The 13,679-nt window shown below is 58.6% G+C and carries 11 protein-coding genes; 4 read left to right on the top strand and 7 right to left on the bottom strand.

Going from position 1 to position 13,679, the window contains the following annotated elements; translation table 11 throughout:
- Nucleotides 1-72 precede the first annotated feature (72 nt).
- The 3 genes from E5334_RS06210 (at nucleotide 73) to E5334_RS06200 (ending at nucleotide 4,109) form a co-directional block, all read left to right on the top strand.
- Nucleotides 73-1,017 (top strand): Mrp/NBP35 family ATP-binding protein, encoded by a 945-nt coding sequence (locus tag E5334_RS06210; protein WP_136012710.1) that lies wholly within the window; start codon nucleotides 73-75, stop codon nucleotides 1,015-1,017.
- Complete coding sequence (locus E5334_RS06205) at nucleotides 1,018-2,328, top strand: NAD(P)/FAD-dependent oxidoreductase (protein ID WP_136012709.1); 1,311 nt, start codon at nucleotides 1,018-1,020, stop codon at nucleotides 2,326-2,328.
- A 98-nt stretch (nucleotides 2,329-2,426) separates the two neighbouring features.
- Nucleotides 2,427-4,109, top strand: a complete 1,683-nt coding sequence (locus E5334_RS06200; RefSeq protein WP_136012708.1) for an NAD(P)/FAD-dependent oxidoreductase — start codon at nucleotides 2,427-2,429, stop codon at nucleotides 4,107-4,109.
- A 7-nt stretch (nucleotides 4,110-4,116) separates the two neighbouring features.
- On the opposite strand, the gene E5334_RS06195 is transcribed toward E5334_RS06200, so the two are convergent.
- From E5334_RS06195 to pepT, 7 genes are all read right to left on the bottom strand, one after another.
- The gene (locus tag E5334_RS06195) at nucleotides 4,117-4,428 is read right to left on the bottom strand and encodes a PTS sugar transporter subunit IIB (protein ID WP_136012707.1); all 312 of its coding nucleotides are present in this window, start codon (nucleotides 4,426-4,428) and stop codon (nucleotides 4,117-4,119) included.
- Nucleotides 4,429-4,599: 171 nt separating this feature from the next.
- Nucleotides 4,600-6,873, bottom strand: a complete 2,274-nt coding sequence (uvrB, locus tag E5334_RS06190) for an excinuclease ABC subunit UvrB (RefSeq protein WP_275438958.1) — start codon at nucleotides 6,871-6,873, stop codon at nucleotides 4,600-4,602.
- Between the two features lie 69 nt (nucleotides 6,874-6,942).
- Nucleotides 6,943-8,088: a lytic transglycosylase domain-containing protein gene (locus E5334_RS08820; protein WP_275438956.1), complete on the bottom strand. Its 1,146-nt coding sequence runs from the start codon at nucleotides 8,086-8,088 to the stop codon at nucleotides 6,943-6,945.
- Nucleotides 8,085-8,855, bottom strand: coding sequence for a dephospho-CoA kinase (locus tag E5334_RS06180; protein ID WP_136012706.1), 771 nt, complete (start codon nucleotides 8,853-8,855; stop codon nucleotides 8,085-8,087). The genes E5334_RS08820 and E5334_RS06180 overlap by 4 nt, the downstream gene beginning before the upstream one ends.
- Nucleotides 8,856-9,266: a zinc ribbon domain-containing protein gene (locus tag E5334_RS06175; protein ID WP_136012705.1), complete on the bottom strand. Its 411-nt coding sequence runs from the start codon at nucleotides 9,264-9,266 to the stop codon at nucleotides 8,856-8,858.
- A 206-nt stretch (nucleotides 9,267-9,472) separates the two neighbouring features.
- Nucleotides 9,473-10,516: a M42 family metallopeptidase gene (locus E5334_RS06170; protein ID WP_167604323.1), complete on the bottom strand. Its 1,044-nt coding sequence runs from the start codon at nucleotides 10,514-10,516 to the stop codon at nucleotides 9,473-9,475.
- 52 nt (nucleotides 10,517-10,568) lie between these two features.
- Nucleotides 10,569-11,813 (bottom strand): peptidase T, encoded by a 1,245-nt coding sequence (pepT, locus tag E5334_RS06165; RefSeq protein ID WP_136012703.1) that lies wholly within the window; start codon nucleotides 11,811-11,813, stop codon nucleotides 10,569-10,571.
- Between the two features lie 278 nt (nucleotides 11,814-12,091).
- Here pepT and E5334_RS06160 point away from each other — a divergent pair, with 278 nt between their 5' ends.
- Nucleotides 12,092-13,666, top strand: coding sequence for an ABC transporter substrate-binding protein (locus E5334_RS06160; protein ID WP_167604322.1), 1,575 nt, complete (start codon nucleotides 12,092-12,094; stop codon nucleotides 13,664-13,666).
- Nucleotides 13,667-13,679: the final 13 nt, after the last annotated feature.

Genomic DNA, 13,679 nt, shown 5'->3' with positions numbered 1-13,679 from the left:
ATAAAACTGTTCTTTTACTTTTCGCAGTCCATAGCTAAAAAGGCGTCAGATTGCGAGTACGAAAGGAGTCCCATGGCTTGCAAAACCCGGGATGCGGGTTCAAAGGATGCTCCCAAATCGCCTCAGGTATTCGATTCCAACGACCTCTCCGAGGTGGGTCATGTCATAGGTGTAGTCTCTGGCAAAGGCGGCGTAGGAAAATCGCTGGTGAGCTGCTCTTTGGCCATCGGGCTTGCGCGTGCCGGCTACAAAGTAGGCATCTTGGATGCCGACATCACTGGCCCCTCTGTGCCGCACATGATGGGGCTCGATGATGAGCGCCTCATGTCTTTGGGAAATCTTTTTTTGCCCTCCATCGCATCTGTGCCTGGAACTGAGGGCGTCAAGGTCATGAGTGCCAACCTGCTTTTGGCTCGCAAAGACGACCCCGTCCTTTGGCGTGGGCCAGTCCTTGCAGGGGCGCTCAAGCAGTTTTGGAGCGACACTTCCTGGGGTCCCATTGACTACCTCATTGTAGACATGCCTCCAGGAACCGGCGACGTGGCTCTCACGGTCTATCAGTCGCTGCCTATCGATGGCGTGGTCATTGTGACCAGCCCCCAAGACCTGGTTTCCATGATCGTGGGCAAAGCGGTCAAGATGGCTGCCAAGATGGGCGTAGGCGTGTTGGGCATCACCGAGAACCTCTCCTACGTGGTCTGTCCCACCGATGGCACCCGCATCGACATCTTTGGTCCTTCCCACCTGAAGCGCGACGCAGAGCTGGCCGGTGTGCCCGCCCTCGATCGCTTGCCCATAGAGCCGGCGTTGGCTGCCGCGTGCGACGCTGGCCAGCTCGCAGAATCCCTGCCTGAGGGATATCTGGCTGCCACGATCCAACGCGTAATCGATCTAGACACCAACCCTGCTCAGGTGCCTTCTATCGAGGCTATGAACGCACGTGCCGATGCCCTAGGCATGCCCCACACCCCCGCAGATCCCACGGATTCCTACGACGCCACCCCCGAGGAGATTTAAATGGCCAAGGGCTCTGCCAAGAAGCAACGCAAGTTTGCCCAAGTTCAGGCGCGAAAACTCGCCGCTTCCCAAGCGGTACCCAGCTCCTGTGACGTGCTTCTCGTAGGAGCGGGTGCCTCAGGGCTTCTCTGCGCCCTTGAAGCATCTTCTTTGGCTGCCGAGAAAAGCATCCTTCTCATGGAGGCCAAGCCCATCTTAGGCGCGCCCATTCTGGCCACAGGCAATGGTCGTTGCAACTTTTGTCATGAGCCCTTGGAATCCTCTGCCTACAACCATCCTTCCTGGATGGAAGAGTTTTTCTCGGCAGCAGCGAGGCTGTGGCCCAAGTCCACGCCCAGTGAGCTGGTACAGGATTACTTTGGCAAGCTAGGGCTTTTGTCCACCAGCCATGAGGGGAGGCTCTATCCCCGCAGCTTGGTAGCCGCATCGGTACGAGATCTGCTGTTAGCGCAGCTAGAGGCTTCCACGGTAAAGGTTGCCACCCTGCGAGATGTGGTGGCCGTCGAGCCTTGCGAGCAGGGTTTTTGCGTGCGCTATCAGGAGCGGTTCCGGGAAGACCCTTTGGCTCCAGAGGGGTGGGCACGGCGCAGCCTTCATGCTCGCCGTGTCGTATTGGCCACTGGTGGAGATACCTTGAGCGCCATAGAGGGCCTCGATCTGCCTTTGGTACCCTGTGAGCCTGTGCTTTGTCCTGTAGAGATCGAGACAGAGCTGTGCCAACGGTTGGACGGCCATAGGGCCAAGGCTCGTGTGAGAGCCTACAGCCCTTGTTCAGAACCGCTTTTTGACGAATACGGCGAGGTTCTTTTTAGGTCCTCGGACTCCTCTCAAAAGGGGGTGCTTTCGGGCATCGTGGCGTACAACCTTTCGCGTCTGGTAACTCCGGGTGACTCGGTGGTGCTCGACCTTTTGCCAGAATGCACCCACGAGCAGGTGGCAGCCCTGCTTATGCGCGGGGGCTCCTACAACCCCCGTCATCTGGACGGCGCCTTAGACCCTGCTGTCGCCCACGCACTGCTTCCACAGGCAATCGATGACGATGGCGCTGCGACGTTGTTTTCCGCAGTAGAAGCGGTTAAATCTGCCACCTTTTGCGTGAGCGGCAAAGCCTTTGTCCAATCTGCCCAGGTGAGTCGAGGGGGATTGAGCCTAGATGCGCTCACCCTCCCATCTTTAGAAGTAAGCGCCTATCCAGGCCTCTATGTGCTTGGCGAGGCGCTGGACATCGACGGGGCCTGTGGAGGCTACAATCTGGGTTTTGCCTGGTTCTCTGGACTCGTCTGTGGCCACGCATTGGCGCAGAAGGACTAAGCGCGAACAGGTAGCGAGGTGCGGGTTTCTCTGCCAAAGGGCAAAGGGCTTCTCAGAAGTCACGGACTCATGGCTTTGCAGACACAAAAGGAGCGTTCATGTTAGAGATTGCCAATGTCATCGTGCCCGTGAGCTCGATTCCTGAGGCAAGCCAGGAGGCCCGTGTGGTGCAGGAAGCAGTGCGGCGCAGGCTTCATCTGGCGCCTGATGCGATGGCAGGCATCGAGATCCGTCGGCGCTCCATCGATGCGCGCAAGGGCCATTCGGTGAAGTTTGTCTACACGGTGCGCTTTGCGTTGCGGGCAGCAGAATCCGGAGAGCAGGCGTTGTTGCGCAAGCTTGCTCGTCAAAGGAAGGCTCCTCAGGTGCAGGTCGCCTTGGATAGTCCAGAAGAGCTCCCATCCTATAAAGGGGCTGCCCCAGATGATCGCCCCCTGGTCGTGGGCGCCGGCTGTGCGGGGCTTTTTTGCGCGTGGACGCTGGCTCGTCAGGGCTTGGCCCCCATCCTTATCGAACAGGGAGACGACGTGGTGCGCCGCCGCGAAGCCATCGACTGTTTCAATGAGACCGGTCAGCTGAACACGCGCTCGAACATCCAGTTTGGGCTGGGTGGGGCGGGCACCTTCTCTGATGGCAAGCTCACTACCCGCACCCATGGGGCCCATCACGACCTCATTATGGAAACACTCGTTGAGGCAGGCGCAAGCCCTGAGATCTTGGTTGACGCTATGCCTCACATAGGGTCCGACGTGCTGCCGCAGGTGGTATCCACCCTTATTGAGCAGATCAAAGCCTGGGGTGGGCAGGTTCGTTACCGCTGCAAGCTGGAGGAACTGGTCTTGGAAGGGGCTGGCGACCATCGTCGGATTGCTGGTGCGCGAGTAATGCAGTCGCAGACTCCCAAGGCCCAGGATGTCGAGCTTCTGCCTCGCCCAGAAGAGATCAAAACCAGTCGAGTGATCATAGCTTGCGGGCACTCAGCCAGGGATGTCTTTGAAATGGCCCAAGCGCTTCAGGTGCCCCTGGAGCCCAAGACCTTCTCCATGGGCGTGCGCATCGAGCATCTCCAGCGCGAAGTGGACCTTTGCCAGTACGGGAAAGAAGCCCAAAGCCCGCTTTTAGGGCCTGCCAGCTACAAGATGGTGGCCAAAACCTCCACCGGACGGCGTGCCTACAGCTTTTGCATGTGCCCTGGCGGCTATGTGGTAGCCGCTGCCAGCGAGGCCTTTGGCGTAGTCACCAATGGCATGAGCCTGGCTGCCAGAGATGGCATCAATGCCAACGCAGGCCTTCTGGTCAATGTCTATCCCAAAGACTTGGACCCTCAAGATCCATTGGCAGGAGTGGCCCTGCAGCGTCGTTGCGAGCAGGCGGCCTACGAGGCAGGCGGCGGCGCGTTTAAGGCCCCCGCGCAACTGGTGGGCGACTTTTTAGAGAAGCGCCCCTCCTCGGGCCCAGGCACTGTCGCACCTACATATCCTCGAGGAGTCACCTGGGGATCAATCGACGGACTTTTGCCTGACTACATCACCTGTACCCTCAGAGAGGCCCTGCCGATTATGGGCAGAAAGCTTCGCTGCTTTAAAGACCCAGAGGCGGTGCTCACCGGCGTGGAGTCACGCTCCTCATCGCCTATACGCCTCTGCCGAGGCCAAGACTTCCAAAGCCTTGGGATTCGCGGCCTCTACCCCATTGGAGAAGGTGCGGGCTATGCTGGCGGCATCATGAGTGCGGCGGTGGACGGCGTCAACTGCGCAGTCGCCATCCTGAAAGAGGGTTAGCCGACTGTTACCAGCGATTATTCAAACGACGCTCCACAAAAGCACGCAGCTGGGAGAACTCCTCTGCCTGCCCAATGCCTGTCAGAAATGCCACGCCATTGAACACCGGCATGGTACGCGAGGGGGTCTCAGTGCTCACTACAGAGATATAGGCGTCGGCTCCGCGCAGGGCGCTTCGAAGCTCTGTGATGGGCACTGCCTCTACCTGCACGTCTTCTGGGCTATAGCCACACTCTGCCAACAGGTAACGCACCTTGCTTGCCACTGTTTGGGAAGTAGCGGCGCCCGAGCCGCAGGCAACCACAATCCTTACTGTCATGAGCCCTCCATCCTGCTATGGACGCAAAGCCCACAAGCCAATGAGAAACCAACCTATGATAGCAGGCTTCCACTCCCCTAACCTCGGCGCTGGCCGTCGAGGCGGCCGGGTTTTAGAGAGCTCGCACTGGTGTGGCGCCCCTTCTAGCCTTGCCGAGAAACCCGCACATCGCTATTTAGGATTTCTACGGCCTCCCAAGCGCTTGCGAGAAGCGTGGGACGACCCTTTGCGGGCTCCAGAGCGCAGACGGGCGATGACCGCCTCTTCGTCAGTGCCGTCCAGGGCTCCTCGGATCTCGACGATCTGGTCTCTCAGGGCTGCAGCGCGCTCAAAGTCGTAGGCTTCGCTGGCCGCTTTCATCTCCTCTTCCAGAGAGGCAAGCACGGCGTCGGCCTCTGCACGTGGCAGCTCGGAGAGCTCATGGGCCACCTGCTGTGCGGTAGTGGGGCCTTGGTTATGAGGAGAGCTTGCTGGAGTGTAAAACTCCCCATGGCCCAGCTCGTCGCCGTCGTAGCCATGATGGCGGCTGCGTTTGTCCAGGTTCTCTGTAGCCTCTTCGATAAAGCCTGAGATGTCATTGATAGTCTTTCGCACCGTCTGGGGCACTATGCCATGCTCCTGGTTATAGGCTTGCTGGATCCGGCGGCGGCGCTCGGTCTCTGTGATGGCTTCCCGCATGGAATCGGTAATGGTATCGGCATACATGATCACCTGGCCATCGGCGTTGCGTGCAGCCCTGCCCATAGTTTGGATAAGGGAGCGGCGATTGCGCAGGAAGCCTTCCTTATCGGCATCGAGAATGGCCACCAGGGACACCTCGGGGATATCCAAACCCTCGCGCAAAAGATTGATGCCCACCAGCACGTCGATCTTGCCCTGGCGCAGGTTGCGCACTATCTCCACGCGATCTAAAGTGGCGGTGTCTGAGTGCATGTAATTCACGCGAATGCCTTGGTCAAGCAGGTGGTCAGTGAGGTCTTCTGCCATGCGCTTGGTGAGCGTGGTTACCAGCACGCGCTCTTTGCGGGCCACTCGATCGCGGATCTCAGAGGTCAGGTCATCGATCTGCCCGCGGATGGGGCGCACGTCCACCTTTGGGTCCAAAAGCCCGGTGGGCCTGATGATCATCTCTACGTCTTGTTGGGAGACAGATTCCTCATAGTCGCCCGGAGTGGCAGACACATAGACGAACTGGCCAATGCGCTCCTCAAACTCGTCAAAGCGTAAGGGGCGGTTGTCCAAGGCAGACGGCAGGCGGAACCCATGCTCCACCAAGGTGACCTTGCGAGAGCGGTCGCCTTCGTGCATGCCGCGGATCTGAGGGACCGTCACATGGCTCTCGTCGATGATGCACACCATGTCTTTGGGAAAGTAATCGATAAGGGTGTAAGGAGGCTGTCCCGGAGCGCGGCCGTCCAGATGGCGCGAGTAGTTCTCGATGCCATTGCAAAAGCCCATGGTCTCAAGCATCTCAAGATCGTAGTCGGTGCGCTGAGCCAAGCGCTGGGCCTCCAGCAGCTTGTCGGCGCTCTTGAGCTCTGCCACACGGGCTTCCAGCTCATCGGAGATGGTCTTCAAGGCATTGTTGATCTTGGGGCGCTCAGTGACATAGTGGGAGGCAGGCCAAATGGGCACGGCATCTAGCTCGCGGATGACCTCGCCGGTAAGCTCGTCGATCTCTGCGATGAGCTCCACTTCATCGCCAAAGAACTCGATGCGAAGGGGATGCTCGGCATAGGGCGGAAAGACATCCACCGTGTCGCCGCGCACGCGAAACATGCCGCGGGCCAGATCCAAGTCATTGCGGTCGTACTGCACGTTGAGCAGCTCGCGAATAAAATCGTCGCGCTCCAATGGCTCGTCTTTGGTGACGTTGGGGGCCAGGCCTGCGTAATCTTCTGGGGAGCCGATGCCGTAGATGCAGCTCACCGAGGCCACCACAATGGTATCCCGGCGAGACAGCAGGTTGGCAGTGGCCTGATGGCGAAGCTTCTCCACCTCCTCGTTGATGGAGGCGTCTTTCTCGATATAGGTGTCGCTCTGGGGAACATAGGCCTCAGGCTGATAATAGTCGTAGTAAGACACAAAGTAGACCACTGCGTTGTCTGGGAACATCTCCCGCATCTCTGCGGCCACCTGGGCGGCCAGCGTCTTATTAGGCTCCAAAATGAGCGCCGGCCTGTTCACCGCTTCGATGGTCTTTGCCATGGTATAGGTCTTGCCAGAACCCGTCACGCCCATCAAGGTTTGATAGCGCAGGCCCTCGTCAAGGCCCGCTTTAAGCTTGGCGATGGCTTGCGGTTGGTCGCCGGCCGGCTCATAGGGCATCACTACTTTGAATTGGGAATCGTCCTGCTCGCGCCCAAAGCGGCGCAGCTGGGCGCCTACCTGATGAGCGGGATCAAACGATGAGGCTGCGCCTTGGGCAGAGGTCTCTTGTGCCACAGGATCGCTCCTTAAAAAACTGGCTTCCTATATCTGTAATGCCTTAACTTCCCTCGCGTGGCAGGGCTTTTAAGGCTGGCTGCCGTCATCTTGAAGCCCTTGAGGATAGAGCTCCCTATAATGGTCTAAAGCAGACTGCACCTTTTCCAGATAGAGGCGCGTCTCTGGATACTGGATGGCATCCGAGAAGCTGTCGCCCTCCCCTTCCCAACCTGAGACGGCGTTGGGGCCCGCATTGTAAGAGGCAATGGCGCGCTCCTCAGAGCCGGTGGCCTTCATGAGCGATGCCAGATAGGCGGTGCCATAGGCGATATTGGTCTCGGGATCCATGAGGTCTGTGGGATCGTAACGAGAGCTATCCACATAGCCTCTACGTGCCAGATCGCGTGCAGTCTCGGGCATCACCTGCATAAGTCCTTGAGCCCCCACCGAACTCTCAGCATTGGGCACCCAATTGGACTCCGCCTTGATCACCGAGGCCACCAGCGTAGGATCGATGCCGTAGCGCTCGGCCTGGGCCGTGATTTGCTGGGCATAATGCACAGGATAGAGCCAGTGGCGAAGTGTGGCACCCGAGAGATGGCTTAGCGCCACAGAGGCCACCGCCATCACCACAAGACAGAGGATGGGCAGAGTGCGGAACCAGCGCCAAAAGCGGAGCCTCTTGGCAGCCAAAGGCTCTCGTTGCCGAGAAACGCTTCCCCTCACGATCCCATAGCCCTCATAGGCGCTGGCACTCTTAGGCGGCCTGCCAAAAGGGCCGTGCGCGCTGGTTTGGGATGCGTGTTGGCCAAAGGCGTCGCGGTTGTCCAGAGCATTGCGCGCCACCTCTGCCCGAGCAACATCCACCGCTGGGGACGCCTGATGAGAGACTGACGTTGACGGATCTACGTGAGGGCGGCCATGAGATGAAGCCCCATAGCCCATGAGGGAAGTGTCCACTACCGTGGCATCGGTTGGAGCGGGAGGGCTTCCCGCGTTGATCATAGAAGTGGCATCCAAGGCTTCCGGCGCGCGTACCAGCTGGGTGGCATCGGCATCGGCAAGAACAGTTGGCTGCTCTGACATCATTCGAGTGGTGTCAGCGTTCTCTTGCGGGTGAGATGGCGGCGCCTCTCGGCGAGGAAGGTCCTCCCAGCCGTCCACCTCTTTTGAAAGATAGGGGTTTTCGCCTTGAGGAGTCCAAGGGTGGGTAGTATGTGGCTGGTCGCTCATCCCTGAGATTCCTCCTTTGCTGCATCTTTTCTTACGCTAAAAATTGTAACCTCTCCCCCACTGGACGCCTCCTCAAGGCAGGTGTCGCAGGATGATTCTTGAGGCTTTGTAAGCTTTGCTGTGTGCGCAACCTCCTGAAGCCAGTGCTCGTACCACTGGGTTACTCGAGATTCCAGTTGAGACGCGGTACCATCGTTTTCGATGATGTCTGTGGCCGCAGAGGCGCACCACTCGTCTGTGGGTTGATGGGCAATTCGCTCATCGAAGTCCTTGGGATCCATGCCGCGGGCCTGAGCCAGATGGCGACGGCGTTCAAGAGGCGTCCGCACATAGACGATGGCGTCGGCCAGTGGCATGAGGTCCTGAAGCCTGTCTGGCAGCGGCACCTCCACCACCATGACGTCAGGTCCTGGGACCGAGCAGCTCACTGGCGTCAAAAGATCGGCCAAATGGGCTTTGATATAGGGCATTTCGATGGATTCCAGGCGCTGGGTGTCCTCTGAGCTGCCAAAGGCACAGCGAGCCAGTGCCGCCCGGTTGATGGAGGGCGCGTAGTCTTGTGAGCCCTCTCCTCTCCAGGAGGCAGGATCATCCAAAATCTGCGAGCCAAAAGCCTCTACCAGCTCTGCCACACAATCGGGCTCTCTGGAGAGCACCGCGCGAGAGACCTGGTCCAAGTCAATGCGCTCTGCCCCCAAAGCAGCCAATGTGGCGCCTGCCAGTGATTTTCCAGAGGCCGTTCCGCCTATTAAGAATAGAACTCTCATCTAAGCCTTGCCTTCGAAGGTGGTATGACAGCGGCGGCAACGCACCCGCACCTTGCCTTTGCCGCGAGGCACGCGGGCTTTCTGGCCGCAGGAAGGGCAGGTGAGATAGGCATAGGCCCTGTGGTCCTTGAAGGTAGCCACCGGAGCCGACACCCAGGGGCGCAAAGGCCCCAGCTTGCTCATGAAGGCCTCGTTTTCCCGCGCCCGCGCCGCCACATCTTTAGAGGCAATACGGTACCAGGCGTAGCCAATAAGCACGAGGGCAATCAACGAGATCCACCAATGCGGCCAAATCACGTAGATCACGATGAGGATCAGCGCCGTGTTGGAGCAAAGCCGCGCAATGTCGTCTGTGCCGTTGCGCCCCGCCATCCACTGAGTAAGCCTGTCTTGCCAAGAACCGTTCGCCATGAGCCCTCCTTGCATCATCTGTTGTTCTCAAGGGTTCATGCCCAACTCACCAGAAAGACTAGCAGCGCTCGCGGCTCCCTCATAAAAAGACGAGCCTTTGGCTTTTAAGCCTCTAGCTCGTCCTTTGCACTTGCTCGTCTTTCCTGCCGAGAAACCCCTGCCTTCCAGGCCTCACCATCCAAGCGAGCCTTGAAAACTCTTAGAGGCTAGCAGGACATGATAAAGGCCTCGGTGACCTTCTGGAGCTTCTCCATGGCATCGATATGGGTGATCTCGCGGCCGTGACTGTTGCGCGTCAAGGGACCCATGGCCGCCGCAGCCACATTGTTGGATGCGATGGTCGATCCCATGGCGTCAGTGGAATACCTCAGGCATGCCTGGACCTCAGGACGCTCGCCCAAGGCCGTCACGCCTGCGTGGATGAGCGCATTGGTGAGATCCCAGTCATAGGGACCATGATAGTCATCTGCGATAACCGCCACGTCATGCTCGGTACCCGGGTAGTCCGGGCCCATAAGGGCGATGTCCAGGGATATGTAGCTCTCGACGTCATCAGGCAGGTAGGTGCCCCCAAAGCCCACCTCCTCGTAATAGGGGAACGCGAAGAGGATGTCGCAGGCAGGAACGACGGGTTTCTCGGCAAGCCATTTGAGAACCCCCAAGAGCACTGCGACACATGCTTTGTCGTCTATGAAGCGGCTTAGGATGAAGCCGTTGTCGTGAATCTCCAGATGGGGGTCGAAGGCCACCACGGCGCCGGGTGTGATGTCTAGGGCACGCGCCTCGTCGGCGTTGGTGACGTCTTCCAACAGGTGGACACGGATGGTCTCATCATCGCGCTTGCGCTCCTTGGCGTCTGCCCAGGCGTGGACCGAATGGTGGTCAAGCTCGATGACGCCTTGCACCATGGTATCGAAGCGCGTGTAGACGCGGCAGCTCACGCCCTCCAAAGCGGCGTAGTTGAGCCCGCCCAGCTGACGCACGCGCAGGGTGCCGTCATCCTCGATGCCGGAGATGGCCATGCCGATGGTATCCAGATGCGCTCCCAAGCATACGGTGCGGGAGCGGTCCTTGCCTGCCACTCGCACATAGAAGGTATGTTTGCGGTCATGGAAGCCATGATATCCCATGGCTTCCACCAGCTCCTCCATCACCGGCTGCATGAGCTTGTAGTAGCCCACCGGCGAGTCGCAGGCGATGAGCTTGGCCATAGTCTCAAGCAGATAGTCTTTGTCGGCTTCAAAAATCACAGCGGATCCCCCATCTCTCACTAGCCGGGTCTTCATCTAACCCAAAGCCTTTTTACAAAGCCTGTTGTGCAAAACGCCTGCCCAGTGCCTCCAGCACGTCCACCATGGCGCAAAGATCGTGCACCGGCACAAACTCCAGCGGGCCATGGGCATTGTAATAACCGCTGGATATATTGGGGCAAGGAAGGCCCCTGAAGGTGAGCTGCGAGCCATCGGTACCGCCGCGCATGGCGATGACATGAGGTGTCACCCCGCAGTCCTCATAGGCTTGAAGCATCACGTCTACAAGCTCAGGGGTCTTCTCGATCTCTTCTCCCATATTGCGGTAGACATCCTCGAAGGCAAGCTTGAGGGTGCCTTCTCCAAAGAGCTCGTCGATATAGGCGGCTGCTGCCTCCATCTGATGCTTTCTCTTCTCAAACTTGGCCGGGTCATGGTCGCGCACCCCATAGGTCGCCTGGGCTTGCTCGACATTCCCCTGGCAAGAGACCAGCAAGAAGAAGCCCTCGCGCCCCTCGGTATACTCTGGGCGCTCAGGAGCGGGCAAAAGCCTATGAAACGCCATGAGCACCTCCAGGGCGTTCACCAGGCGGCCCTTGGCCGTTCCCGGATGCACCGAGCACCCGGTCGCAGTCACTGTAGCCGTAGCCGCATTGAATGTCTCGTATGCGCATTCTCCAAGCGGACCTGCGTCCAGAGTATAGCCATAGGCAGCCCCGAAGGAATCCAAGTCAAGAAGGGCTGCGCCATGGCCGATCTCCTCATCGGGCACAAACGCCACCGCCAACGGCGGATGCGGAATGTCTGGATGCTCCTTGAGCCTCTCCAGATACCCAAAGATCTCAGCGACGCCTGCTTTGTCGTCGCCTCCTAGAAGGGAGGTGCCGTCGCTGGTGACGATCTCCTGGCCGACAAACGCCTCCAACTCCGGGTTGAACTCAGATGTGAGCTGGATTTTCTTGCCTTCCTGCTTGCAGAGCACCAAGGGCTTTCCCTCATAGAGGCGCAACTGAGGATGGACCGGATCGCCTTTAGCTTGCCAGGCGGTGTCCAGATGGGCGATCAGGCCCAGGCAAGGGGCCTGCTCAAGGCCAAGGCTCGAGGGCCAGTGGGCGATGACGTAGGCGTGGTCGTCCCGACACACATCAGTCGCGCCTAGTGCCAAAAGGTCTTCTTCGAGCACCTGGGCCATGATGTGCTGGGAGGAAGTCGAGGGCACCTTGTCTGAGGAAGCGGGGTTTGATTGCGATGGAATAGCGCAATACCGCATAAAACGCTCTGTTATGTCCTCAGCCATAAAGGCGCGCCCCTTTCGAAGAAAGTCACAGCTCCAAATATCATTATGGTCGCCTTGAGCTGAACGGTCGCTGACTCCCCCACTTTGTCACCTCGATGAAATGAGCGTTTCTTATGAGTTGCATCATTGACTTGTAATTGGAAGCTCCCTAAAAAGAATAAAAATCCTTCAATGAGGTAGGTTTATAGGGATCCCTGTTGACTGTTAACGGCACGAAAGAGCGGCAGATCGGATCGTGCCTCAGATCAATGGACCACTGTGGCTTTGAAAGGAGCCTTATGTCTCTTACTACTACTCGTCGGGGCTTCATCAAGGGCGGCGCCGGCCTCTCGTTGGCTGCGGCAGCCAGTCTTTATATGGCTGGATGCTCTGGTTCTACAGGCGAAGGCAAGGTGCTTCGCTATGGCTGCGCCAACCCCAAGGTGTCGCTGGACTTGCAAACCAACACTTCCAATGAGATTGGCGTGGCAGAGTCCATCTGCGAGCCGCTTATCCGCTTCAACGAGAAGCTCGAGATGGAGCCGGTGTTGCTCACCAAGATGCCGGAAATCTCTGCGGATGGCCTCACCTATACCTTTGAGCTCAAAGACAAGCTTCCGGTCCATGATGGCTCCAACCTCACCGCCAATGACGTGAAGTTCACCTTCACCCGCATGTTCTTGCCTTCTACCAAAAACCCCTCCACCAACGTCTATGACACCATCGTGGGCGCCAAAGACGTCATGGATGGCAAGACGGAGGAGCTTGCGGGCCTTACCGTCCAAGACGACACCCACTTCACCATAGTGCTGGAGAGCGTCCAGGCGATCTTCCTGCCCATGCTCACCGAGTTTTACGCCCTCATCTACCCCGAGGCCGCCTGCAAAGCCGTCGGCGACTCCTGGGGGACCGGCACCAATTTTGTGGGCACCGGCCCCTTCAAGCTCACTGCCGAGAGCCCTACAGGCCTCACCTTGGAGACCTTCGCCGACTACCACGGCGGCCCTGCCAAGATCGACGGTATCGAAGTGAGCTATGTAGACGATCCCAACACTTTGGTAATGAACTACAAAGCCGGACAGATCGATCTGTGCAACCTCGCCCCTTCCCTCTACGACCAGTATGTAGACGACGAGGAAGTGGCTGGCTCCATCGTGGCCTACACCCCTGCCAGCACTCGCTTTGTGAACCTCAACCTTCATGAGGACATGTTTAAGGATCCTCGCGTGCGCCAGGCCCTCTCCTTGGCCATCAATCGCGACGAATTGGTAAACACCGTGCTCCAAGGCGCCTCCACTGCCTGCTCGCAGTTTTGCGCGCCTGGCGAGGAGGGCCATGACGACTCGCTTGAGACCCTTGCCTTCGATCCCGATAAGGCCAAAGCGCTGCTGGCTGATGCCGGTGTGTCAGGCCTGGCCTTTGACTTCCCTGTACGCTCTCGCGATGAAGCGGTAGCCACTGCCCTGCAGGAGTACTGGCGAAACATCGGGGTCACTGCCAACATCTCCATCATGGATGACGGCATGTGGGTTGACCAGCGCGCTGCCGGCGCCCTCCCCTGCACCCTCATCACTTGGACCACCCTCTGCTGGATTGGCGCCGAGCACATGCGCTCGTTCTTCTACTCATCCAAGGCCTCCCAGCGAAGCTCGTTCTACGATTCTCCCACCTTTGATTCGCTGGTGGATGAGGCCGAGGCCACCATGGACGCCGCCAAGCGCACCGATCTTACGCTGCAGGCAGACAACCAGTTGGTAAACGTCGACTTTGGCACCATCCCTGTGGACTGGCCACAGACCCCTTATCTCAAAGATGAGGACTTCTCTGGCATCTACCGCGTCTACGACTTCAAGTTCACCAATCAGCTGGCCTAGAAGTCCAGCTCCA

The organism is Muricaecibacterium torontonense (assembly GCF_004793925.1).
GTDB lineage: Bacteria > Actinomycetota > Coriobacteriia > Coriobacteriales > Atopobiaceae > Leptogranulimonas > Leptogranulimonas caecicola.
The sequence above is the reverse complement of the archived record's forward strand: the minus strand, read 5'-3'. Positions and strand labels throughout refer to the sequence as shown.

Bases quoted from the DNA above. Each gene is read 5' to 3' on its own strand.
- E5334_RS06210 (WP_136012710.1), top strand. From the start codon at position 73: ATGGCTTGCAAAACCCGGGATGCGGGTTCAAAGGATGCTCCCAAATCG.
- E5334_RS06205 (WP_136012709.1), top strand. From the start codon at position 1,018: ATGGCCAAGGGCTCTGCCAAGAAGCAACGCAAGTTTGCCCAAGTTCAG.
- E5334_RS06200 (WP_136012708.1), top strand. From the start codon at position 2,427: ATGTTAGAGATTGCCAATGTCATCGTGCCCGTGAGCTCGATTCCTGAG.
- E5334_RS06195 (WP_136012707.1), bottom strand. From the start codon at position 4,428: ATGACAGTAAGGATTGTGGTTGCCTGCGGCTCGGGCGCCGCTACTTCC.
- E5334_RS08820 (WP_275438956.1), bottom strand. From the start codon at position 8,088: ATGAGCGACCAGCCACATACTACCCACCCTTGGACTCCTCAAGGCGAA.
- E5334_RS06180 (WP_136012706.1), bottom strand. From the start codon at position 8,855: ATGAGAGTTCTATTCTTAATAGGCGGAACGGCCTCTGGAAAATCACTG.
- E5334_RS06175 (WP_136012705.1), bottom strand. From the start codon at position 9,266: ATGGCGAACGGTTCTTGGCAAGACAGGCTTACTCAGTGGATGGCGGGG.
- pepT (WP_136012703.1), bottom strand. From the start codon at position 11,813: ATGGCTGAGGACATAACAGAGCGTTTTATGCGGTATTGCGCTATTCCA.
- E5334_RS06160 (WP_167604322.1), top strand. From the start codon at position 12,092: ATGTCTCTTACTACTACTCGTCGGGGCTTCATCAAGGGCGGCGCCGGC.